This is a genomic window from Kitasatospora sp. NPDC058444 (assembly GCF_042721415.1).
Taxonomy (GTDB): domain Bacteria; phylum Actinomycetota; class Actinomycetes; order Streptomycetales; family Streptomycetaceae; genus Kitasatospora.
In genome coordinates this window covers 332828-355879 of the sequence record NZ_JBHXLL010000005.1, presented here as the reverse complement: position 1 = coordinate 355879, position 23052 = coordinate 332828, and the positions used below count along the sequence as shown (strand labels likewise).

Here is a 23052-nt window from a genome sequence, read left to right as displayed (position 1 = left end):
GGGGCGAAGCTGAGAACTTAAGCGCCAGTAAACGGCGGTGGTAACTATAACCATCCTAAGGTAGCGAAATTCCTTGTCGGGTAAGTTCCGACCTGCACGAATGGCGTAACGACTTCTCGACTGTCTCAACCATAGGCCCGGTGAAATTGCATTACGAGTAAAGATGCTCGTTTCGCGCAGCAGGACGGAAAGACCCCGGGACCTTTACTATAGCTTGATATTGGTGTTCGGTTCGGCTTGTGTAGGATAGGTGGGAGACTTTGAAGCAGCAACGCCAGTTGTTGTGGAGTCGCCGTTGAAATACCACTCTGGTCGTGCTGGATGTCTAACCTGGGTCCGTGATCCGGATCAGGGACAGTGTCTGGTGGGTAGTTTAACTGGGGCGGTTGCCTCCTAAAGGGTAACGGAGGCGCCCAAAGGTTCCCTCAGCCTGGTTGGCAATCAGGTGTTGAGTGTAAGTGCACAAGGGAGCTTGACTGTGAGACTGACGGGTCGAGCAGGTACGAAAGTAGGGACTAGTGATCCGGCGGTGGCTTGTGGAAGCGCCGTCGCTCAACGGATAAAAGGTACCCCGGGGATAACAGGCTGATCTTCCCCAAGAGTCCATATCGACGGGATGGTTTGGCACCTCGATGTCGGCTCGTCGCATCCTGGGGCTGGAGTAGGTCCCAAGGGTTGGGCTGTTCGCCCATTAAAGCGGTACGCGAGCTGGGTTTAGAACGTCGTGAGACAGTTCGGTCCCTATCCGCTGTGCGCGTAGGAGTGTTGAGAAGGGCTGTCCCTAGTACGAGAGGACCGGGACGGACGAACCTCTGGTGTGCCAGTTGTTCTGCCAAGGGCATGGCTGGTTGGCTACGTTCGGGAGGGATAACCGCTGAAAGCATCTAAGCGGGAAGCCTGCTTCGAGATGAGCACTCCCACCTCCTTGAGAGGGTAAGGCTCCCAGTAGACGACTGGGTTGATAGGCCGGATATGGAAGCCCTGTGAGGGGTGGAGTTGACCGGTACTAATAGGCCGAGGGCTTGTCCTCAGTTGCTCGCGTCCACTGTGTTGTTCTGAAACAACGACCCGCCCGAAATTTTTCGGGTGTGCGGTTGACAGTTTCATAGTGTTTCGGTGGTCATAGCGTGAGGGAAACGCCCGGTTACATTCCGAACCCGGAAGCTAAGCCTCACAGCGCCGATGGTACTGCAGGGGGGACCCTGTGGGAGAGTAGGACGCCGCCGAACAATTATTCTAGAGAAGCCCCCGCCGGGTGAACCGGTCGGGGGCTTCTCTGTTGTAGGGTCAACATGCAATTGTCGTCACACGGGACAGGAGGCCCCCGGGTGGAGGTCCAGGAGACGCGGGTCCAGACCGATCGCGTCCTCACCATCCCCAACATGCTGAGCATGGGCCGGCTGGTCGGTGTTCCGCTCTTTCTCTGGCTCATCCTGTGGCCGGTCTTCGACGGGCCCAACAATGACGGTTGGGCACTGTTGATCCTGGCGCTGAGCGGGGTCAGCGACTACCTGGACGGGAAGCTCGCCCGCAGGTGGGGGCAGATCAGCCGGGTGGGGCAGCTGCTCGATCCGCTGGCCGACCGCCTCTATGTGCTGTCCACGCTGGTCGGATTGACCTGGCGTGAGATTCTGCCGTGGTGGCTCACCGCGATCCTGTTGGCCCGTGAGGTATTCATCGCCGCGCTGCTGCCGATTCTGAACCGGCACGGCTACGGACCGCTCCAGGTGAGCTTCCTGGGCAAGGCCGCGACCTTCAATCTGATGTACGCGTTTCCGCTTCTGCTGCTCGGCAGTGTGGACAGCTGGATCGCCCGGCCGGCCGAGGTGGTGAGCTGGGCGTTCATCTGGTGGGGGACGACGCTGTACTGGTGGGCCGCGATTCTTTACGCGGTTCAGGCACGGCGGATCGTCAAGGCGAGCGCCGCGGGCTCCGTGTCCACGGTCTGAGACGTGATCTGAGAGAAGCCCCACGCCTCATCGGTGCGTCGGACGATACCTTCCGGGTAGAGAACCTTCTGGAACGCTTTGATGGACCTGCTGGTCCACCACCGCGAAGGAGGACGCACCCGAATGAAAGCCGTTGTCATGGCAGGGGGCGAGGGCACCCGACTCCGCCCGATGACCTCCAGCATGCCGAAGCCGCTGCTTCCGGTCGCCAATAGGCCGATCATGGAGCACGTGCTTCGGCTGCTGAAGCGGCACGGTCTCTCCGACACCGTCGTCACCGTGCAGTTCCTGGCGTCGCTGGTCAAGAACTATTTCGGTGACGGCGAAGAGCTGGGCATGCATCTGACCTATGCCCACGAGGAGACGCCACTGGGCACTGCGGGGAGTGTCAAGAATGCCGAGGACGCGCTCAGGGACGATTCCTTTCTGGTGATCTCCGGTGACGCGCTGACCGACTTCGATCTCTCGGAATTGATCGATTTTCACCGCAGCAAGAACGCTCTGGTCACCGTCTGTCTCACGAGGGTGCCGAATCCACTGGAGTTCGGGATCACGATCACGGACGAGGAGGGGAGGGTCGAGCGTTTCCTGGAGAAGCCGACCTGGGGGCAGGTCTTCTCCGACACGGTGAACACCGGTATCTACGTGATGGAACCCGAGGTCTTCGACTACGTCGCGGCGGGTGAGTCCGTCGACTGGTCGAGTGACGTCTTCCCACAGCTGCTGAAGGAGGGCAAGCGGGTCTACGGCTACGTCGCCGAGGGCTACTGGGAGGACGTGGGCACCCACGAGAGCTACGGCAAGGCCCAGGCCGACGTCCTGGAGGGCAAGGTCGAGGTCGAGCTGGACGGGTTCGAGATCTCCCCGGGCGTCTGGGTCGCCGAGGGCGCCGAGGTGGACCCGGAGGCGGTGCTGCGCGGGCCGCTGTACATCGGGGACTACGCCAAGGTCGAGGCCGGCGTGGAGATCCGCGAGCACACCGTGCTGGGCAGCAACGTGGTCGTCAAGCGCGGCGCGTTCCTGCACAAGGCGGTGGTGCACGACAACGTCTACGTCGGACCCCAGAGCAACCTGCGGGGCTGCGTGGTCGGCAAGAACACCGACGTGATGCGGGCCGCGCGGATCGAGGACGGCGCGGTGATCGGGGACGAGTGCCTGGTCGGCGAGGAGTCGATCATCGGGGCGAACGTCCGCGTCTACCCGTTCAAGACCATCGAGGCCGGCGCCGTCGTCAACACCTCGGTGATCTGGGAGTCGCGCGGCCAGGAGCACCTGTTCGGGGTCCGTGGCGTCTCGGGCATCCTGAACGTCGAGATCACTCCGGAGCTGGCCGTGCGGCTGGCGGGGGCGTACGCGACGACGCTGAAGAAGGGGGCCACCGTCACCATCGCGCGTGACCACTCGCGGGGTGCGCGTGCGCTCAAACGGGCGATGATCTCGGGGCTCCAGACCTCCGCGATCGACGTCCGCGACCTCGAGAACGTGCCCATGCCGGTGGCCCGGCAGCACACGGCGCGGGGGAGCGCGGGCGGGATCTTCCTGCGGACCACACCGGGTGTGCCGGATTCGCTGGACATCCTCTTCTTCGACGAGCGCGGGGCGGACCTCTCGCAGGCCGGTCAGCGCAAGCTGGACCGCGTCTACGCACGTCAGGAGTACCGGCGGGCGTTCCCCGGGGAGATCGGGGACCTGACCTTCCCGTCCAGCGTCTTCGACTCCTACGCGGGCAACCTGCTGCGGACGGTGGACACCACCGGCGTCCGGGAGGCCGGGCTGAAGGTGGTCGTGGACACCGCGCACGGCAGCGCGGGCCTGGTCCTGCCGAGCATCCTCGGCCGGCTCGGGGTCGAGGCGCTGACCGTCTCCACCGGGCTGGACGAGGCCCGGCCGACCGAGGACGCGGAGGAGCGCAGGGCCGGTCTGGCCAGGCTGGGCGAGCTGGTCGCCTCCTCGCGGGCGGCCTTCGGTGTGCGGTTCGACCCGGTGGGCGAGCGCGTCGCCTTCGTGGACGAGCTCGGCCGGGTGATCGACGACGACCGGGCCCTGCTGGTGCTGCTGGACCTGGTCGCGGCCGAGCGGCGCAGCGGGCAGGTGGCACTGCCGGTGACCACGACCCGGATCGCCGAGCAGGTCGCCGCGTACCACGGCACCCAGGTCATCTGGACCACGACGACGCCGGACGACCTCGCGAAGGCGGCCTCCGCCGAGGGCACGGTGTTCGGTGGGGACGGGCGCGGCGGCTTCGTGGTGCCGGAGTTCAGCGGTGTGCTGGACGGCGCCGCGGCGTTCGTCCGGCTGGTCGGCCTGGTGGCGCGCACCCAGCTCACGCTGAGCCAGATCGACGCGCGGATTCCGCAGGCGCACATCCGGCGCCGGGACATCGCGACGCCGTGGGCGGCCAAGGGCATGGTTATGCGCTCGGTGGTGGAGGCGGCCGGCAGCCGTCGGCTGGACACCACCGACGGCGTCCGGGTGGTCGAGGCCGACGGGCGGTGGACGCTGGTGCTGCCGGACCCGGCCGAGGCGGTCACCCACCTGTGGGCGGAGGGCCCCGACGACGAGGCCACCGAGGCGCTGCTGGACGAGTGGGCGGCGGTGGTCGACGGAGCCGGGCGGTGACCGTCCGGAGCTGAGTGCCGCCCGAGCTCGGAACTAGCCCGAACGGCGGGGCGCGCGGTGTGATCCGCGCGCCCCGCTGTCCGTTTTCACACTATTCGGAACAATCCGTCACTTTCCGTCATGTGTGCAGCGTGTGTGCAGCTCAGGGGCCGTGCACGGGGCCCGGCGGCGACATGGGACGATGGTCTCCATGCCAGCGACGCCGACGCCGAGTGCCCCGAACGGACGGTACAACCGTCCGGACGCCTCGATGTCCTTGCTGACCAACGTGATGGACCACAGCCTGGACGAGGGCTACGCGGAGGCGGCCGCCGCCCGCGGCGGTGCCCGCGACAGCCGGATACCCGGCACCTGGCAGGGGCTGCTCACGCTCGGCGCCGGTCTGGCGCTGGTCGGCGGGGTGGTGACGGTGGGCGCGGTGAACGCCCACGAAGCCGAGCCGTCGCTGGCCAAGGAGCGGGACGCGCTGATCCACCGGATCAACGACAGCAACACCTCGGCCGACCAGTTGCAGAAGCAGGTGCAGGAGCTGCGGCTCAAGGTCGACAGCACCCAGCAGCAGGCGCTCGCCTCGGGGGACGGCGATCCCGGCGGGGTGAGCGGGGCCGTCGGCCTGGGCGAGGTCACCGGGCCGGGCGTGAAGCTGGTCCTGGAGGACGCCGCGGGCACGGGCCTCGGCGGCAACGTCGACCCGCGGGCCGGGCAGGGCTTCTCCAACAGCGGCCGGCTGCGGGACCGCGACCTGCAGCTGGTGGTGAACGGCCTCTGGGGAGCCGGGGCCGAGGCGATCGCGATCAACGGCCAGCGGCTGACCGCGCTGTCCGCGATCCGGGCCGCGGGCGAGGCGGTGCTGGTGGACAACCGGCCGCTGGTGCCGCCCTACAGCATCCAGGCGATCGGGGACGGCTCGAAGCTCCTCACGACCTTCGAGCGGGAGATGGCGGGGCAGTACCTGCGGCTGCTCCAGGAGCAGTACGGCATCAAGTCGACGCTCTCCGTGCAGAAGAACCTGACGCTGCCGGCGGCGGTGGGGGTGACGCTGCGGACCGCGCAGCCGCTGACGCCCGAGACCTCGCCCACGGCCTCCCCGACGGCCCCGGGCGGCACGTCGTCGGCCGGAGCCGGAACCCCGGGGAGCCCCGGCGCGTCCGTCTCACCATCGGCCTCGCCTTCCGCGTCCACCTCGCCGACCGCGCCCGGCGGTACTCCCACCGCCAAGCGGCGTCCGTCGACCGGAACCACCAAGACCACGACAGGGACAGGAGCAGCCAGACCGTGATTGCCGTACTGGGTCTTGTGATCGGGGTGGTCGTCGGCCTCTTCGTCCAACCCGAGGTGCCGGACGCCGTCGTGCCCTACCTGCCGATCGCGGTGGTGGCGGCGCTGGACGCCGTGTTCGGCGGCGTCCGGGCGATGCTCGACGGGATCTTCAACGACAAGGTGTTCATCGTCTCGTTCCTGTCGAACGTGGTGGTCGCGGCACTGATCGTCTTCCTCGGTGACCAGCTGGGCGTCGGCTCGCAGCTGTCCACCGGTGTGGTCGTCGTGCTCGGCATCCGCATCTTCTCCAACGCGGCCGCGATCCGACGCCATGTCTTCCGTGCCTGAGCCGGGCCGCGAGGCGGCGGTGGAGAAGGAGAAGGAGCGGGAGACGGCGGTGGCCGAGCCGGCCGCCGGGAAGCCGGACACGGAGCCGGGGGAGCGCGCGGGCGACGAGGCGGCTGCCCAGCCCGCCGAGAAGGCCGCGGACGCGCCCGGGCCGGAGTCGGTCGGGGAGTCCGGTCAGGACGGCTCGGAGGACACGGCCGGGGCGGCCGAGGGGACCCCCGCCGCGGAGGCGCCGTCGGAGAAGTCTGACGCTGAGGCAGAGCTTGAGGCCGAGTCGGCGCCCCAGCCGACGCTGCGGCTCACGAAGGTCACCGAGCCGGCACGTGTGGCCGAAGCGAAGGCCGAAACGAAGGCCACCGAAGCGAAGGCCGACGAAGCGAAGGCCGAGGCGACGGCTGAGCCGGAGGTCGGGACCAGGGCCGAGGCGAAGCCCGAGCCGGACCCCGTGCCTGCCACCGAGCCCGAGCCGCAAGAGGAACCCGAGCCCGAGCCCGCCTCCGACCGGAACGCCGGCCGGCGGCGCCTGAAGGCGGCACTCTGGCCGCCGCGGCTGTCGCGCGGGCAGCTGGTGGTGGCGCTGCTGCTGTTCTCGCTCGGTCTGGGGCTGGCGATCCAGGTGCGGTCGACCAACGACCACCACAGCCAGCTGCGCGGGGCCCGCCAGGAGGACCTGGTGCGGATCCTCGACGAACTGGACAGCCGTCAGCAGCGTCTCCAGCAGGAGAAGGCGGAGCTGGAGCAGTCCCTGGCGAAGTTGGAGAACAGCTCCAACCAGGCCAAGGAGGCGCAGGAGCAGACCAGGAAGAAGGTGACGGAGCTCGGTGTGCTGGCCGGTACCGTCAAAGCCACTGGTCCGGGCATCGTACTCACGGTCGATGATCCCCAAGGGCAGGTGAAGGCAGATATGCTGCTGGACACCCTGCAAGAACTTCGAGCGGCGGGGGCGGAGGCGATTCAGATCAACGATGTGCGCGTGGTGGTCAACACCTACTTCACCGACCTGTCGGCCGGCGGGGTGCAGATCGACGGGAAGAAGGTCTCGCAGCCCTACCGCTTCACGGTCGTGGGGAACCCGCAGGATCTGACGCCCGCGCTGAACATCCCGGGTGGTGTCGTCCGCACGCTGGAGAGCCACCAGGCGCGGGCGACGATCACCCAGCAGCAGAAGGTGGTCGTCGACGCCCTCGTGGACCCGACGTCGCCGCAGTACGCCAAGCCGGCTTCGAAGTGACGGGGCGCCCGACGAACGGCCCGTCAAGGGCGGGCGGCACCCGCCGGGGGACGCCGCCGTCACCTGGGCGAGACTGGTCCGCACCAGTACGCTCCGGAGCAACAACCGCAGTACCAACCGCCGGAGTACCACTCCAGCGGGCCCGGGCCGCAACGACCGGGCTCGCGGCGGCATGTCCGAGGTTCTCACCCTGCCCCGCGGGCGGGTCTGTCACACGCAAGGGGATTCGCCCGTGAGTTTCTTCTCGAAGTTGTTCGGTCGCAACAAGGGCCGTGACGCGGCCGCCGTCGAGGCGCCCACCGCGCGTCACCGCCGACCGGAGGACGAGCCCGCAGTGCCGGGCATGCGGCCGGCCCCGGAGGCCGGACCGTACGCAGGTCAGCAGCTGTACCGGGACGGCGGCGCCGCCCAGTACGCGGGGAATCCGGCGGGCTACGGCGCGTCGGTTGACCCCTCCGGCGAGCCGCGCATAGGTTTCCCGTCAGGACCCTCAACCTCTGGTGGAGGGTTTGCCCCGGATCCGTACGCCGGGCACAACCCGTCGGGTGTGCCGCGCCAGGAGGCTGTGAACATGGCTGGCCCCACTCCGTGCCCCAGGTGCGGCAACCAGAACCCGGCCTCGGCCCGGTTCTGTTCCAACTGCGGCACGGCGCTGCGCGGCGGCCTGCTCCCGGAGGGGGCGGCGGAGACCACGTCGACCATCTCCATCTCCGGCCTGGAGTCGTACGACCCCACCACCACGACCGGCACCGGCGCCACGCCGGCCCTGTCGGCCGAGGTGCTGTCGGCGATCGACGCGCTGCCGCCGGGCTCGGCCCTGCTGATCGTGCAGCGCGGCCCGAACTCCGGCAGCCGCTTCCTGCTGGACTCGGACGTCACCACGGCTGGTCGTCACCCGCAGGGCGACATCTTCCTGGACGACGTCACGGTCTCGCGCCGCCACGTGGAGTTCCGCCGCACCCCGGCCGGCTTCAGCGTCGCGGACGTGGGCAGCCTCAACGGCACCTACGTGAACCGGGAGCGGATCGACGAGGTGCCGCTGAACAACGGCGACGAGGTGCAGATCGGGAAGTACCGGCTGGTGTTCTTCGCCGGCCACAACCGGGGGTACTGAAAGCGACGTCGGCAGGAGCCCGAGTGAACACGAATACCCCTTCCTCTTCTCTCGGGGCGGCCACCCCCACCCCGTCCGGTCCGCAGGCGGACCGCGGCGGGCGCGGGGTGGTCGCGGGCCCGCGACAGCCGCTCCGGGGCGAGCGGCCGGCCGGGCGGCGGCGCGGCGGTGACGAACTGCTGAGCATCGGCGCGGTGCTGGCCTTCCTGCGCGACGACTTCCCCGAGGTCACCATCTCCAAGATCCGCTTCCTGGAGGCGGAGGGGCTGGTCGAGCCGCAGCGCACGCCCTCGGGGTACCGCAAGTTCAGCCCGGCCGACGTCGAGCGACTGGCCTACGTCCTACGCATGCAGCGGGACCACTACCTGCCGCTGCGGGTGATCCGGGAGCACCTGGACGCCATCGAGCGCGGCGAGAGCCCGCCCGCGCTTCCCTCCGCCGCCGACACCCGGCCCGGGCCGCTGGAAGAGGCGGACCGGGAGCTGGTGGCCGCCGGCGAGGTGCCCTCCGGGGTCCGGCTGGGGCGTGCCGAGCTGCTGGCGGCGGCCGAGGCCGGGGAAGCGGAGCTGGTCGAGTGGGAGTCCTACGGGCTGGTCGCCCGGGGCCCGGACGGCGGCTACGACGGCGAGGCGCTCCAGGTGGCCCGGCTCGTCGCGGAGCTCGGCCGGTACGGGCTGGAGCCCCGGCACCTGCGCGCCATGAAGGCCGCGGCGGACCGCGAGATCGCCTTGGTGGAACAGGTCGTGGCGCCGCTGCGCCGGCACCGGAACCCGCAGACCAGGGCGCACGCCGAGGCCACGGCCCGGGAGCTCGCGACCCTGTCGGTGCGGCTGCACGCGGCGATGGTCCAGGCCGGTCTGAGGGCCCGCGGATAGTGGCCGCGGCGTTCCGGCGGCACCGGCTGCACCGCGCTGACCAGCGGCGTCCGCTCTGCGCTTTCATATCCGGGAGCGGAGCCATAGGGTTGCCTGTGTGAATGAGCTCGACGTCGTGGGTGTCCGAGTGGAGATGCCTTCCAACCAGCCGATCGTGCTGCTTCGGGAGGTCGGGGGAGATCGCTACCTGCCGATCTGGATCGGCCCCGGCGAGGCGACCGCGATCGCCTTCGCCCAGCAGGGCATGACTCCGGTGCGCCCGTTGACGCACGACCTGTTCAAGGACGTCCTGGAGGCGCTCGGCCAGCAGCTCACCGAGGTCCGGATCACCGACCTGCGGGAGGGCGTGTTCTACGCCGAGCTGGTGTTCGCCGGCGGGGTCGAGGTGAGCGCCCGGCCGTCCGACGCCATAGCGCTGGCACTGCGCACCGGCACGCCGATCTACGGGAGCGAGGAGGTGCTCGCCGAGGCGGGCATCGCGATCCCGGACGAGCAGGAGGACGAGGTCGAGAAGTTCCGCGAGTTCCTCGACCAGGTGTCGCCCGAGGACTTCGGCGGCAGCGGTCCGCAGTAACGGGGCCCGTCCGCGCGCCCATGTGGCCGACCGTTTTGCCAAAAACCGTCCATCTACCCACACTAGGGGCACGAAAAACCACTCTCCTGAGTGATGTGGTTTGTCTGACCCGGCGTGGCGATCGTTGACGGGTCATAGGGGACTGCCTACCGTCAGGAGTGGCTGTCCGGGTGGCCGATGCGCGCAGTCGGGTTGCCCGCAGCACAAGTGGACGGAGGCAGGCATGAGCAGCACCGGCGATGACGCGGCCGTGGGAGGCCGGTGCGCCGTGCACATGCCGCGCGCCGCTCGCACCGTCACGGATCTCCCCCGGATGGGCAGGTTCCCGGCCGTGCAACCGGGCCAGCCGGCCATCGAGCGGCTGGCCCCGACGTCCGACCTGCTCGGCTTCCGCGGCCCGACGGCCTGCGCGGCGGCCGGCATCACCTACCGCCAGCTGGACTACTGGGCCCGCACCGGACTGCTGGAGCCCAGCGTCCGCACCGCGTACCCGTCGACCAGCCAGCGGCTCTACAGCTTCCGCGACATCCTGCTGCTGAAGATCGTGAAGCGGCTGCTCGACGCGGGTGTCTCGCTGCAGAACATCCGGGTGGCGGTCGCCCACCTCCAGGCCGCCGCCCAGGCCGACCTGGCCGGGCTGACGCTGATGTGCGACGGCGCGACGGTGTACGAGTGCACCACGCCGCAGCAGGTGGTGGACCTCCTGAAGGGCGGTCAAGGCGTCTTCGGCATCGCGGTGGGAGCGGTCTGGCAGGAGCTGGAGCTCACCCTCGGCCGGCTGCACGCCGAGCGCACCGACACCGGCGAGACCCTGGTCGGGCACGACCCGGCCGACGAGCTGGCCCAGCGGCGCAACCGGGCGGTCTGAGCGGACGTACGACGGGGCCGCGGGCCCGGACGGGGAACCGTCCGGACCCGCGGCCTCGTCGTGTTGCCTGGTTGACGTGATCGAGGGAGGGCACGTGGAGGTCGGCACCGGGATAGCGGGGCTGCTGCGGCGCAGGGCCGGGCTGCTGGGGACGCGGCTGCGCCGTCAGCGGCGGACGCAGCGCAGGGTGTTCCAGGGCGCGGCGGTGCTCTGCTCGCTGGCGCTGGCGCCGAGCGCCTGGGTGTGGTTCGCCGCGGGGGACCGGGTGGGCACGGTGGAGAGCGCGCCCGCCGCACCGGTCGCCGTGGTCTTCGGGGCCGGGCTGTACCAGGGCAAGCCCTCCCCGTACCTGGAGCACCGACTGGTCGCGGCGGTGGACCTGTACCGGGAGGGGAAGGTGCAGGCGATCCTGGTGACCGGGGACAACGGGCGGGTCGAGTACGACGAGCCCGACGCGATGTACACCTACCTGACCCAGCACGGGGTGCCCGAGGACCGGGTCGTCCGCGACTACGCGGGCTTCGACACCTGGGACTCCTGCACCCGGGCGCGCCGGATCTTCGGGGTGGACCACGCGGTGCTGGTCAGCCAGGACTTCCACGTCCGCCGGGCGCTGGCCCTGTGCGAGGCGGCGGGCATCCGCTCGTACGCCGTCGGGGTGCCGGAACTGCACGACGCGACCTGGCTGTACGGCGGGCTGCGGGAGGTCGCCGGAGCGGGCAAGGCGGCCGGCGACGCCCTGCTGAGCCCGGACCCGGTGTTCCTGGGGCCCCGGGAGGACGGCATCCCGAAGGCGCTGGCGGCGGGGAAGTAGGGCCTGCCGAGGGCCGTCCGGCCGGGGTTCGTACGCACTGTCGGACCCGTGCGCGATGATCGGCGGGTGCGATCTCTGCCGAGCATCATCCACCTCGACATGGACGCCTTCTTCGCGGCGGTGGAGCAGGCGGCCAAGCCGAGCCTGCGCGGCAAGCCGGTGATCGTCGGCGGGCTCGGCGGGCGCGGGGTGGTCTCCACGGCCTCGTACGAGGCGCGCAGGTTCGGGGTGCACTCGGCGATGCCGATGGCGCAGGCGCGCCGGCTCTGCCCCAACGCCGCCTTCCTGTCGGGGCGGTTCGAGGCCTACCGGCAGACCAGCGAGATCGTGATGGGGTTGCTGCGGGAGCTCTCCCCGCTGGTGCAGCCGCTGAGCCTGGACGAGGCCTTCGTGGACCTGGAGGCCGGTCCGTACGGCCCGGCGCTGCTGGAGGCGGACCACGAGACCGGCGAGCGGCTGGTGCTGGCGCTGGCGGAGGACCTGCGGGCGGACATCCATCGACTGACCGGGCTGACCGGATCGGTCGGGGCGGCCGGGTCCAAGCTGATGGCCAAGATCGCCTCCGAGCAGGCCAAGCCGGACGGGCTGGTCATGATCGAGCCCGGGCAGGAGCGGGCCGTGCTCGGCCCGATGCCGGTGCGGGCCCTGCCCGGGATCGGGCCGGCCACCGAGCAGGTGCTGCGCCGGGCCGGGCTCAACACGGTGGCCGACCTCGCGGAGGCGGGGGAGGCGGAGCTGGTGCAGCTGGCCGGGCGGGCGCACGGCGCCGGGATCTTCCAGATGTCCATAGGACTGGACGAGCGGCCGGTGATCGCCGACCAGGACGCCAAGTCGGTGTCGGTCGAGGACACCTACGAGGTGGACCTGGCCGACCGGGAGCGGGTGCTGCGCGAGGTGGAGGCGCTGGCCGGACGGTGCGTGCGGCGGCTGCGGGCGGCCGGGCGTTCCGGGCGGACGGTGGTGCTCAAGGTCCGGCGGTTCGACTTCTCGACGCTGACCCGCTCGGAAACGCTCGGCGGGCCCACCGACGACGAGACGGTGATCACCGCGACCGCGCGCCGGCTGGCCGAGCAGGTCGACATCACGGGCGGGGTCCGGCTGCTGGGCGTGGGCGTCGCCCAACTCGCCGACTACACCCAGGAGGACCTGTTCGCCCAGGCACTGCGGGAGGAGGCCGCGGAGCACGCGGAGGCGGCTGCCGAGGCCGAGGAGGCCGAGGAACCGGAGGCCGTCGTGGTGCGGCGCTGGATGCCCGGACAGGACGTCCGGCACGAGGAGTTCGGCCCGGGCTGGGTGCAGGGCAGCGGCGTCGGCAGGGTCACCGTGCGGTTCGAGACGCCGTGGAGCGAGCGGGGGCGGGTGCGGACCTTCGCGGTGGACGACCCGGCGCTCGAACCGTCCCGGCCGCTGCCGCTGCGCCGGGACGAGGGGACGGACGCTGCGCCGGGGGCGGGAGACGGACCGGCGGAGGGCGCCTGAAACGCGAAGCGGCCCCACCCGGTGGGGGAGCACCGGGTGGGGCCGATCACCGTGCCGGCTCCGTACGTTCGTGATGCCCTCGCGACGTACGGAGGCCGGGGCCCCGCGCCCTGTCCCTGAGCGCGGGGGCCGGACGCCTCGTCAGGCGTCGGTCTTGACCAGCTCGGGGCTGGAGTCCTGCTGGGCGGAGCCGCCGGCGACCGTCGCGGTGGCGGCCGCCGTGCCGCCGCGGATCAGGAACGGGACGACGCCGGCGACGATGCAGACGACGGCCGCGGTCCAGAACGCGTGCTTGTAGGCGTCCAGGGTGGGCAGGGAGAGCGGGATCTGCGGCGGCAGCTTCATGGTGTCGCCGGTCAGGATGGCGGCCATGACGGCGGTGCCGATCGCGCCACCGACCGTGCGCAGCACGGAGTTCATGCCGTTGGCGATGCCGCTCTGCTCGACCGGCACGGCGCCGTTGATGAAGGCCGGCATCGCGGCGAAGGCCAGGCCGACGCCGAGACCGAAGATCGCCGAGGCGGTGTAGATGTCGCCCTCCTGCCCGTGGCGCACGGCCAGGTAGGCCATCGCGACGGCGCCGAGGACGCCACCGAGGACCAGCGGCAGGCGCGGGCCGCGGCGGGCGATCAGCAGGGCGCCGACCGGGGCGGCGACCATCGAGCCGATGGCGGACGGCAGCAGCATGATGCCGGCGTGCAGCACGGAGGCGGTGAAGCCGTAGTGGGTCAGCTTCTCCGGGGTCTGGGCGAAGTTGCTGATGACCATGAAGGAGCCGTACATGCCGAAGCCGATGAGCAGGCCGGACACGTTGGTGAAGGCGACGGCCGGACGGGCCATCATCTTCATGTCCACCAGCGGGTGCGCGACCTTGGTCTCGATGATCCCCCAGACCAGGGCGACCACGGCGGCGACGGCGAACAGGCCGAGCGTCTTGTTGGAGGTCCAGCCCCAGTGGTTGCCCTGGCTGACCGCGACCAGCAGCGCGGAGAGCCAGCCGGCCAGGGTGAGGGCGCCGAGCGGGTCGGCGCCGCCCTCCTTGTCGGTGACCGGGTCGGTCGGGACGCGGAAGGCCACCAGGGCGACCGCGAGCAGGCCGAAGACCAGGCCCATCCAGAAGATCGACTTGTAGTCCCAGTGCTCCAGCAGGAGGCCGGTGGCGACCAGGCCGAGGCCGGAGCCGACGCCCATCGAGGCGCTGATGGCGGCGACGCCGCCGGTCACCTTGTGCTTGGGCAGCTCGTCACGGACGATGCTGATCGCCAGCGGCAGGACGCCACCGCCGGCGCCCTGGAGGACACGGGCGACGACCAGCCAGGTGAAGGAGTGGGTGCTGACCGCCAGCGCCGAACCGGCGACCAGGCCGGCCAGCGAGATCAGCAGCATCGGCTTGCGGCCCCGGAGGTCGCCGAAGCGGCCCAGGAGGGGAGTCAGCACGGCTGCGGAGAGCAGGTTGGCGGTCATCAGCCAGGTGACGCTGGAGGCGGAGACGCTCAGTTCCTTGGCCAGCGAGGGCAGGATCGGAACGACCGCGGTCTGCACCACGCTGAACGACAGCATCGCCAGGATGAGGGCCGGCAGGACCCGGGCGCTGCTCTGCTTCTCGGCCGCGGTGGTGGGCTGTGGTGCCTCACTCACGGTTGCTTCCTCCCGTACATAGTGAATGAACTGAAGTAACCATGCAGGGGGATACTTCAGAGTGTCAAATATCGAGTGGTTAAGCTTTGGCAAAGGCGAATGGTCGGGTGCGCGACAAGTGCTGGTCGAGCGCACGACAAGGGCCCCGGACGGCGTCCGGGGCCCTTCGCGTCGGGGCGTTGTCGCCGCTGTCAGACGAGTGGCCGCAGGCCGACGGCGTGGGGAGCGTCGTGGGACGAGGTGGCGGGCGGCGCGGAGGCGGAGGCCGGGGAGGCCGGGGCCGCGGCCGGAGACTGGGGCTGGGTGGCGGTGGTGTCGTGGACCTCGACGTTCTCGCGGCGGAGTTCCTCCCGGATCACCTCCTCGGTCGTGTACCGCTCGACGACCAGACGGACCCGCTCGATGGGGGCCAGGTACTTGCGGACCACCGGGCGTTCCTCACGGAGAGTGACCTCCTCGACGGCCTCGGCGATCTCCTTCTCGCTGAGCGTGGCGCGCTCGGCGTCGCTGATCGGCGTCCGCTCGACCCGGACGCGTTCGCGGACCACCGGGACGCGGCGCTCGAACTGCTCGGTCGTCACGTACTTGCGCAGCTTCGCGGTGCCGAGGGTGTGCCACTCGGTGGTGATCTCCAGCCGCTCCTCGCGGCAGGTGATCTCGACCGGGCTGCTGGGGGCGGACGAGGGAGCGCCGGTGTGCGTGGGGGCGGTCGTGGTGGTCGACGCCGGGGTGGGGGTGGGCTGCGGCTTCGGCTCCACGACGGGTGCGGTGGTGGAGGCGGCGGGCGCGGTGGCGATGGACGCGGTGGTGATGGGCGGGGCGGAGACGGGTGGGGCGGAGGAGACCGGAGGCGCGGCGGAGGTGTGCGCGGCCGGCGGGGAGTCGACGGGGGTGGCGGGGGTGGCGGGGGTGCCGGTTGTGACGGGGGTGCTGAGGGTCCGCATGTCGGCCTCCGGGGCGGTCCTGGCGGTTTCGGCGATGGTGGGGGCGGCGGCGGCGGGGGCGGCGGCAGCGGGGGTTCGGGCCGGCGGGGGCTCGGGGAGCCGCTCGGAGGAGCGCTCGGGGGTCCGCTCCGGCGTGTGGAAGGTGAGCGACTTGGCCGGGGCCGCCGCGGCCGTCGTGGCGGCGGCCGCCGCCGTGGTGCCGAAGTCGAGGTCGGGCTGCTTGGCCCGGCTTCCGTTCTCGCCGTTCGGGCGGCTGTCCATCGGGGTGTCGAGCCCGTAGTAGCGGTAGAGCTGGAGCTCCTGGGCGGGGGACAGGTGCTGGCCGACGCCGAAGTCCGGTGACTCCTTCACCAGCGACTTGTCGTACGGCACCCGGAGCTCGTCGCCGGCGAACTCGCTCGTGGTCAGCGGGACGAAGGCGTCCCGGCCGAAGATGCCCGTCCGGACCGCGGCCCACTCGGGCCGACCGGTGGCATCGTCCAGGTAGACCTCGTCGACCGTGCCGATCTTGTCTCCGTTGCGGTCGACGGCCTTGTGGCCGATGAGGTCCCGGGGGTCGATGTCGGTCTGCACTTCTTTCCTCCCGCGTGCTGAACCTGCGGAACTCCCGCAGGAAGGCGGCCGGAGCACCCGATTCCGTCCGCCACTTCACACCAAAAGCCATGAATCGGACGTGCGCGACCCGAGTGCGCCGTCCGGGGTTCGCGCTGGACCGTCCGGGGGACGCGCGTAGACCTCACGCGTAGACCTCAACTGACCTGATGCACCCGTGATCGGGGGGCCTCCCGCTGGTACCCTGGGCGGCGACCGCAGAGCCCGCTCGGGAGAGTCTCCGACCGCGAAAACCGCTGGTCGGAGCGCCGAAGGAGCAACTCCTCCCCGGAATCTCTCAGGCATCCGTACCGTGTGGGGTAGGTCACTCTGGAAAGCAGGGCAGGAGCGTCGGCACGGGAGCCGGCGATCACCACCCTCACCGACGGTGCAAGCCGGCGGAGCGCCCACAGCGCCCCGTGCGGGTGAAGCTCTCAGGTCCCGATGACAGAGGGGGAGGCCTGTCGGGTCCGCCCGCCCCGGCTCGTCCGCTGCTCGCAGCGGCGAAGGCCGGCCGGCGTGCGTACCCCCGCCGGTCCGTGACCAGGAGGCCTCGACCACCATGAACGCCCAGCCGAACGCGGGACGCCCCACCGGCGCCTCGACCCTCACCGAGCTTGAGCTGGCCAGCCCCTTCGAGAACCGCCACATCGGCCCCGACGCCGCCGCACAGGAGAAGATGCTGGCGTCCGTCGGCTACGGCTCGCTGGACGAGCTCGCCGGCACCGCCGTGCCCGAGGCGATCCGCTCCATCACCGCCCTGGACCTGCCCGCCGGCCGGACCGAGGCCCAGGTCCTCGCCGAGCTGCGCGAGCTGGCCGGCCGCAACCAGGTGCTCCAGCCGATGATCGGCCTGGGCTACTACGGCACCTTCACCCCGCCGGTGATCCTGCGCAACGTCATGGAGAACCCGGCCTGGTACACCGCCTACACCCCGTACCAGCCGGAGATCTCGCAGGGCCGCCTGGAGGCCCTGCTGAACTTCCAGACCCTGGTCTCCGACCTGACCGGCCTGCCGACCTCCGGCTCCTCGCTGCTGGACGAGGGCACCGCGGCCGCCGAGGCGATGGCGCTGGCCCGCCGCGTCACCAAGGTCAAGGGCGGCGTCTTCCTGGTCGACGCCGAGACCCTGCCGCAGACCGTCGCGGTGATCAACACCCGCGCCGTGCCGACCGGCGTCGAGGTGGTCGTCGCCGACCTGTCCGAGGGCATCCCGGCCGAGATCGCCGAGCGCGGCGTCTTCGGCGTGCTGCTCCAGTACCCGGGCGCCACCGGCGTCGTCCGCGACCTCGCCCCGGTGATCGAGCAGGCGCACGGCCTGGGCGCGATCGTCGCCGTCGCCGCCGACCTGCTCGCGCTGACCCTGCTCAAGTCCCCGGCCTCGCTGGGCGCCGACATCGCCTGCGGCACCTCGCAGCGCTTCGGCGTGCCGATGGGCTTCGGCGGCCCGCACGCCGGCTACCTGTCGGTGCGCGCCGAGTACGCCCGCTCGCTGCCCGGCCGCCTGGTCGGCGTCTCCATCGACGCCGACGGCAACCGCGCCTACCGCCTGGCGCTGCAGACCCGCGAGCAGCACATCCGCCGCGAGAAGGCCACCAGCAACATCTGCACCGCCCAGGTGCTGCTCGCCGTGATGGCCTCGATGTACGCCGTCTACCACGGCCCGGACGGCCTGGCCGACATCGCCCGCCGCACCCACCGCTACGCCGCCGCCCTCGCCGAGGGCCTGCGGGCCGGCGGCGTCGAGCTGCTGCACGGCGAGTTCTTCGACACCGTCACCGCCGTCGTCCCGGGCCGCGCCGCCGAGATCGCCGCCGCCGCCCGCGCCAACGGCATCAACGTCCACCAGGACGGCGCGGACCGCATCTCCGTCTCCACCGACGAGACCACCACCCGCGAGCACCTGGCCGGTGTCTGGGCCGCGTTCGGCGTCCCCGCCGTCGAGGTCGCCGAGGCCGCCGACGCGCTGCCCGCCGCGCTGCTGCGCGAGGACGAGTACCTGACCCACCCGGTCTTCCACAGCCACCGCTCGGAGACCGCCATGCTGCGCTACCTGCGCCGCCTGTCGGACCGGGACTACGCGCTGGACCGCGGCATGATCCCGCTGGGCTCCTGCACCATGAAGCTCAACGCGACCACCGAGATGGAGGCGGTGACCTGGCCCGAGTTCGGCCAGCTGCACCCCTTCGCCCCGATCGACCAGGCCCAGGGCTACCTGACCCTGATCCGCCAGCTGGAGCAGCAGCTGGTCGAGGTGACCGGCTACGACGCCGTGTCGATCCAGCCGAACGCGGGCTCGCAGGGCGAGTTCGCCGGCCTGCTGGCCGTGCGCGCCTACCACCACGCCAACGGCGACACCCAGCGCGACGTCTGCCTGATCCCGTCCTCGGCGCACGGCACCAACGCGGCCTCCGCGGTGATGGCCGGCATGCGCGTGGTCGTGGTGAAGACCCTGGTCGACGGCGACGTGGACGTCGAGGACCTGAAGGCCAAGATCGAGCAGCACCGCGACAACCTCGCCGTGCTGATGGTCACCTACCCGTCCACCCACGGCGTGTACGAGACCCAGATCACCGACATCTGCGCCCTGGTGCACGAGGCCGGCGGCCAGGTCTACGTGGACGGCGCCAACCTGAACGCCCTGGTCGGCCTCGCCAAGCCGGGCAAGTTCGGCGCGGACGTCTCGCACCTGAACCTGCACAAGACCTTCTGCATCCCGCACGGCGGTGGCGGCCCGGGCGTCGGCCCGGTCGCGGTGCGCGCCCACCTGGCGCCGTACCTGCCGAACCACCCGCTGCAGTCGGAGGCCGGCCCGGCCACCGGTGTGGGCCCGATCTCGGCCGCGCCGTGGGGCTCGGCGGCCATCCTGCCGATCTCCTGGGCGTACGTCCGGCTGATGGGCGGCGAGGGCCTCAAGCGCGCGACCCAGGTCGCGGTGCTGAACGCCAACTACATCGCCAAGCGCCTGGCGCCGCACTTCCCGGTGCTCTACACCGGTCCGGGCGGGCTGGTCGCGCACGAGTGCATCATCGACCTGCGCCCGCTGACCAAGGAGACGGGCGTGACGGTGGACGACATCGCCAAGCGCCTGATCGACTACGGTTTCCACGCGCCGACGATGTCCTTCCCGGTGGCCGGCACGCTGATGATCGAGCCGACCGAGTCCGAGGACCTGCACGAGATCGACCGGTTCTGCGACGCGATGATCACCATCCGGGCGGAGATCGACAAGGTCGGCTCGGGTGCGTGGGCGGCCGACGACAACCCGCTGCGCAACGCCCCGCACACCGCCGCCACGCTGGCCGGCGACTGGGAGCACGGCTACTCGCGGCAGGAGGCCGTCTTCCCGGCGGGCGTGAACCCGGCGGACAAGTACTGGCCGCCGGTGAGCCGGATCGACGGCGCGTACGGCGACCGCAACCTGGTCTGCTCCTGCCCGCCGCTGGACGAGTACGGCGTCTGACCTGATCTGACCGGGCCGGACCTCGGAGGTCCGGCCCGGACGACAGGGCCCCGGCGGAGTCTCCGCCGGGGCCCTGTCCGTTGCGCTGTCGAGTCGGCGGCTGCCCCCGCCGTACGGCCGGACGGGTGGTCAGGCCGCGTGGGCGACGGGGCGGCGCGGGGCGATCACCCGGCCGTCGGGCAGCAGCTCTCCGGTGTCCTCGAACAGGACGACGCCGTTGCAGAGCAGGCTCCAGCCCTGCTCCGGGTGGCAGGCCACCGACACGGCCGCCTCGCGGTCCTCGGACTCGGCCGACGGGCACTCAGGACGGTGCTGGCACATACGCGTACCCTCGCTTCGCTCTGCGATCCTCCCCGTGGTGCGGTCGCCGGAGGTCGTACCGTCCGGAACCGCCGCGGTGGTCGGATCCTGTCCGCGCGCCGACCAGGTGTGGACCGGCGCTCAAGTGGGTAGGACAGGTGGTCCTTCCACGCTGGTTCCCAGTGTCGGCATCCCGGGACCCGTGCGCCAGGGATTTCGTGACATGCGCCACAACTCCCGGGTAGAGATCACCCGTTCAGGTGGGGCCGACGGGAACAGGCGCACCAGTGGGTCATTCGGGGCATGGCCCGATGGGGTCATGCCGGATGGCCCGGGTGGGTGGTCGCCGTTCGGGTGAGAACTGCGGCGGGTGCGTGGGCGCGAGGACGTGCGGGCGCGCGGGTGCGGCCTCGGGCCGCCGGGTGGGTGGGCCCGGCGGCCCGAGGGGCGGGGCCGTCGGTGGGTCAGGAGGAGCCGAGCAGCAGCGGCCTGGCGAGCGGGGCGCGGGCGAGCAGCGGCAGCAGTTCGGCGGCCGGGCAGGCGCGGTGCGCGGTGACGCCGAGCGGGGCCGGGGCCAGCGGGATCAGCAGGTCGGCGGCCGGGCCGGTGTCGGGGCTGTGCAGCCACAGCGCCGTGGCGTACTGGCCGGGGAAGGTCAGCAGCCGGGGCTGCTGGCGGGTCCGGGAGGTCTGGGCGAGCTGCCAGGCCTCGCGCAGTGCCCGGACCGTCGAGTCGAGGTAGGGGCCCGCGGTGAAGTGGGAGAAGGTGTGGCCCTCGGCGCTCTGCACCACCTCGGCGGCGGCGGCCACCTCGGCGCCGTCCTTGATCAGGAAGCGCCAGCCGGTGCGGCGGGCGGCCGTGAGCTCCGGGCGCCCGCCGGTCAGGACGTGCACCGCGAGCGGGTGGGCGGGGAGCAGCGGGCCGGTCGGATGGAGCAGCGCTGCGGCGGCGGGCTGGCGCAGTGCGGTCTCCGAGTCGAGCGCGCCCAGGACGGCGCGCAGCGCGCTCGGCGGGGGCTGGGGGGTCTGCAGAGTCATGGCGGGGTCCGCCTCTCCAAGCGAGATCGGCGTGCGAGTGCGGCATACCGGCGTGCCGGGGCGACGCGTCTTCGGTGACGGGGCCCGGCCGTGTCCGGTTGTGCAGGATCGCGGTGCCGGCACGGTCGTCGCCGTCGACGAGGGCTTCGGGGCGAGGCCGACCGGCCGGAGCGCTGTATCAATTCGAACAGACGCGCAGGGTGATCTGTTTATCACAGGCTGTGGTGCCGGGCAAGTCTACAGTTCCTCTGATTTTCCGTCAGATGCCTTGCAATGCAAGCCAGTCTGCGCGTTCGGGTATCGATCTTCCCGGTGGGCATGATGCTTGCACGGTCGGTCGACCGGGTGCTCGACGGGGTGGCTCTGGAGGAGGGGACCGTGGGCGAGAAGGTCGTGGCGACTCGGGCGGAACTGGCGGACCGGCAGCTGTACCGGCGCAAGCTCCACGCGTGTCTCGAAACGCTCGGACGGATGCTCCGGGAGGACCGCTTCGACCGGCCGCGGGCGGTGATGGGCCTGGAGATCGAGCTCAACCTGGCCGACGAGCAGGGCCTGCCGGCCATGAACAACGCGCAGGTGCTGAGCGCGATCGGCTCCAGCGACTTCCAGACCGAACTGGGCCGCTTCAACATCGAGGTCAACATCACGCCGCACCGGCTCTGCGGCCACGTGTTCGAGGAACTGCGCGAGGAGATCGACACCGGCCTGCGCTACGCCGACCGGCGGGCGGCCGAGGCGGGCGCCCGGATCGTCATGGTGGGCATCCTGCCGACCCTGGAGCACGCCCACACCGGGCTGGACGCGATGAGCCACAACCAGCGGTACAGCCTGCTCAGCGACCAGATCCTGGCCGCCCGCGGGGAGGACATCGCCCTGGACATCGAGGGGGTCGAGCACCTCCAGCTGGAGTCCATCACCATGGTGGCCGAGGCCGCCGCCACCTCGCTCCAGCTGCACCTCCAGGTGACCCCGGAGCGGTTCTCCTCGGTGTGGAACGCGGCCCAGGCGATCTGCGGGCCGCAGCTCGCGCTCGGCGCCAACTCGCCGTTCCTGTTCGGGCGGGAGCTGTGGCAGGAGACCCGTCCGGTGCTCTTCCAGCAGGCCTGCGACACCCGTACGGCGGAGCTCAAGGCGCAGGGCGTGCGCCCGATCACCTGGTTCGGCGAGCGCTGGGTGGACTCGGCGTACGACCTGTTCGAGGAGAACCTGCGGTACTTCCCCGCGCTGCTGCCGATCTGCGACGACGAGGACCCGCTGAAGGTGCTGGCCTCCGGTGGCGCGCCCAGGCTCGCCGAGATGCGGCTGCACAACGGGACCATCTACCGCTGGAACCGCCCGGTGTACGACATCGCGGGCGGGGTGGCGCACCTGCGGGTGGAGAACCGGGCCCTGCCGGCCGGGCCGACGGTGGCCGACACGCTGGCCAACGCCGCCTTCTACTACGGGCTGGTGCGGGTGCTCGCCGAACAGCCCCGGCCGATCTGGACCAGGCTGCCGTTCGAGCGGGCGGACGGGAACTTCCAGCAGGGCGCCCGGTACGGCATCGACGCGGTGTTCCAGTGGCCGCGCTCCTCGCGGGCCGGGCGCGGCGGGCTGCAGACCGTGTCCGCCACCGACCTGGTGCTGAACGAGCTGCTCCCGATGGCCTACCAGGGCCTCGACGAGTGGGGCGTGGAGCCCGCCGACCGGGACCGCTACCTGGGCATCATCGAGCAGCGCTGCCTGCGCCGCACCAACGGCGCGTCCTGGCAGGTCGCGACCTTCCACCGGCTGCGCGAGCAGTACGGGATGGACCGGCCGGCCGCGCTCGCGGCGATGACCAGGCGCTACGCCGAACACATGCGCGGCGGCGAGCCGGTGCACACCTGGCCGGTGGGCTGACCTCAGGGACTCCGCCTCCCCGCGGGGCTGAACCGCCGGAACCCGCCTCCCCGCCGGGGCGGTCCGG

Annotated in this window: 16 protein-coding genes, 2 rRNA genes, 2 pseudogenes and 1 riboswitch; of the genes and pseudogenes, 15 read left to right on the top strand and 5 right to left on the bottom strand. The window is 71.1% G+C overall.

Annotated features, from left to right (window positions below; genetic code table 11):
* From ACFWP2_RS09095 to ACFWP2_RS09035, 13 genes are all read left to right on the top strand, one after another.
* Positions 1–1030, top strand: a 23S ribosomal RNA gene (locus ACFWP2_RS09095); the annotation flags it as partial.
* Positions 1031–1112: 82 nt separating this feature from the next.
* A 5S ribosomal RNA gene (gene rrf / locus ACFWP2_RS09090) occupies positions 1113–1229 on the top strand.
* Positions 1230–1328: 99 nt separating this feature from the next.
* Positions 1329–1949 (top strand): CDP-alcohol phosphatidyltransferase family protein, encoded by a 621-nt coding sequence (locus ACFWP2_RS09085; protein WP_380449594.1) that lies wholly within the window; start codon positions 1329–1331, stop codon positions 1947–1949.
* A gap of 123 nt (positions 1950–2072) precedes the next feature.
* Positions 2073–4568: a sugar phosphate nucleotidyltransferase gene (locus ACFWP2_RS09080; protein ID WP_380449593.1), complete on the top strand. Its 2496-nt coding sequence runs from the start codon at positions 2073–2075 to the stop codon at positions 4566–4568.
* A 190-nt stretch (positions 4569–4758) separates the two neighbouring features.
* On the top strand, positions 4759–5847 hold the full coding sequence (locus ACFWP2_RS09075; protein ID WP_380449592.1) for a DUF881 domain-containing protein: 1089 nt from the start codon (positions 4759–4761) through the stop codon (positions 5845–5847).
* Positions 5844–6176, top strand: a complete 333-nt coding sequence (locus tag ACFWP2_RS09070; RefSeq protein WP_030062488.1) for a small basic family protein — start codon at positions 5844–5846, stop codon at positions 6174–6176. Before ACFWP2_RS09075 ends, ACFWP2_RS09070 begins: the two co-directional genes overlap by 4 nt.
* A gap of 445 nt (positions 6177–6621) precedes the next feature.
* The gene (locus ACFWP2_RS09065) at positions 6622–7407 is read left to right on the top strand and encodes a DUF881 domain-containing protein (protein WP_380449610.1); all 786 of its coding nucleotides are present in this window, start codon (positions 6622–6624) and stop codon (positions 7405–7407) included.
* A 232-nt stretch (positions 7408–7639) separates the two neighbouring features.
* Complete coding sequence (locus tag ACFWP2_RS09060; RefSeq protein ID WP_360353595.1) at positions 7640–8521, top strand: FHA domain-containing protein; 882 nt, start codon at positions 7640–7642, stop codon at positions 8519–8521.
* 179 nt (positions 8522–8700) lie between these two features.
* Positions 8701–9396, top strand: coding sequence for a MerR family transcriptional regulator (locus ACFWP2_RS09055; RefSeq protein ID WP_380449609.1), 696 nt, complete (start codon positions 8701–8703; stop codon positions 9394–9396).
* Positions 9397–9493: 97 nt separating this feature from the next.
* The gene (locus ACFWP2_RS09050; protein WP_030303568.1) at positions 9494–9970 is read left to right on the top strand and encodes a bifunctional nuclease family protein; all 477 of its coding nucleotides are present in this window, start codon (positions 9494–9496) and stop codon (positions 9968–9970) included.
* A 223-nt stretch (positions 9971–10193) separates the two neighbouring features.
* The gene (locus tag ACFWP2_RS09045) at positions 10194–10838 is read left to right on the top strand and encodes a MerR family transcriptional regulator (RefSeq protein ID WP_380449591.1); all 645 of its coding nucleotides are present in this window, start codon (positions 10194–10196) and stop codon (positions 10836–10838) included.
* Positions 10839–10914: 76 nt separating this feature from the next.
* Positions 10915–11652, top strand: a complete 738-nt coding sequence (locus tag ACFWP2_RS09040) for a vancomycin high temperature exclusion protein (RefSeq protein ID WP_380449590.1) — start codon at positions 10915–10917, stop codon at positions 11650–11652.
* Positions 11653–11718: 66 nt separating this feature from the next.
* On the top strand, positions 11719–13131 hold the full coding sequence (locus ACFWP2_RS09035; RefSeq protein WP_380449589.1) for a DNA polymerase IV: 1413 nt from the start codon (positions 11719–11721) through the stop codon (positions 13129–13131).
* A gap of 141 nt (positions 13132–13272) precedes the next feature.
* Here ACFWP2_RS09035 and ACFWP2_RS09030 read toward each other — a convergent pair whose 3' ends face one another.
* The 3 genes and pseudogenes from ACFWP2_RS09030 to ACFWP2_RS09020 all read right to left on the bottom strand — a co-directional run.
* A complete protein-coding gene (locus ACFWP2_RS09030) occupies positions 13273–14769 on the bottom strand; it encodes an MFS transporter (RefSeq protein ID WP_380449588.1) in 1497 nt (498 codons plus the stop codon).
* 191 nt (positions 14770–14960) lie between these two features.
* Positions 14961–15413: pseudogene (locus ACFWP2_RS09025) on the bottom strand (DUF2382 domain-containing protein); the annotation flags it as partial.
* Between the two features lie 489 nt (positions 15414–15902).
* A pseudogene (locus ACFWP2_RS09020) lies at positions 15903–16286 on the bottom strand (PRC-barrel domain-containing protein); the annotation flags it as partial.
* A gap of 238 nt (positions 16287–16524) precedes the next feature.
* Positions 16525–16628: riboswitch (glycine riboswitch) on the top strand.
* Positions 16629–16866: 238 nt separating this feature from the next.
* Between ACFWP2_RS09020 and gcvP the strand changes: the two are divergent.
* The gene (gene gcvP, locus ACFWP2_RS09015; RefSeq protein WP_380449587.1) at positions 16867–19767 is read left to right on the top strand and encodes an aminomethyl-transferring glycine dehydrogenase; all 2901 of its coding nucleotides are present in this window, start codon (positions 16867–16869) and stop codon (positions 19765–19767) included.
* Between the two features lie 129 nt (positions 19768–19896).
* On the opposite strand, the gene ACFWP2_RS09010 is transcribed toward gcvP, so the two are convergent.
* Both ACFWP2_RS09010 and ACFWP2_RS09005 read right to left on the bottom strand, forming a co-directional pair.
* Entirely contained in the window at positions 19897–20088 is a 192-nt protein-coding gene (locus tag ACFWP2_RS09010) for a DUF5999 family protein (RefSeq protein ID WP_030256473.1), read from the bottom strand.
* A 443-nt stretch (positions 20089–20531) separates the two neighbouring features.
* Complete coding sequence (locus ACFWP2_RS09005) at positions 20532–21104, bottom strand: hypothetical protein (protein WP_380449586.1); 573 nt, start codon at positions 21102–21104, stop codon at positions 20532–20534.
* 378 nt (positions 21105–21482) lie between these two features.
* Here ACFWP2_RS09005 and ACFWP2_RS09000 point away from each other — a divergent pair, with 378 nt between their 5' ends.
* Positions 21483–22985, top strand: coding sequence for a glutamate--cysteine ligase (locus tag ACFWP2_RS09000; RefSeq protein ID WP_380449608.1), 1503 nt, complete (start codon positions 21483–21485; stop codon positions 22983–22985).
* Positions 22986–23052 lie beyond the last annotated feature (67 nt).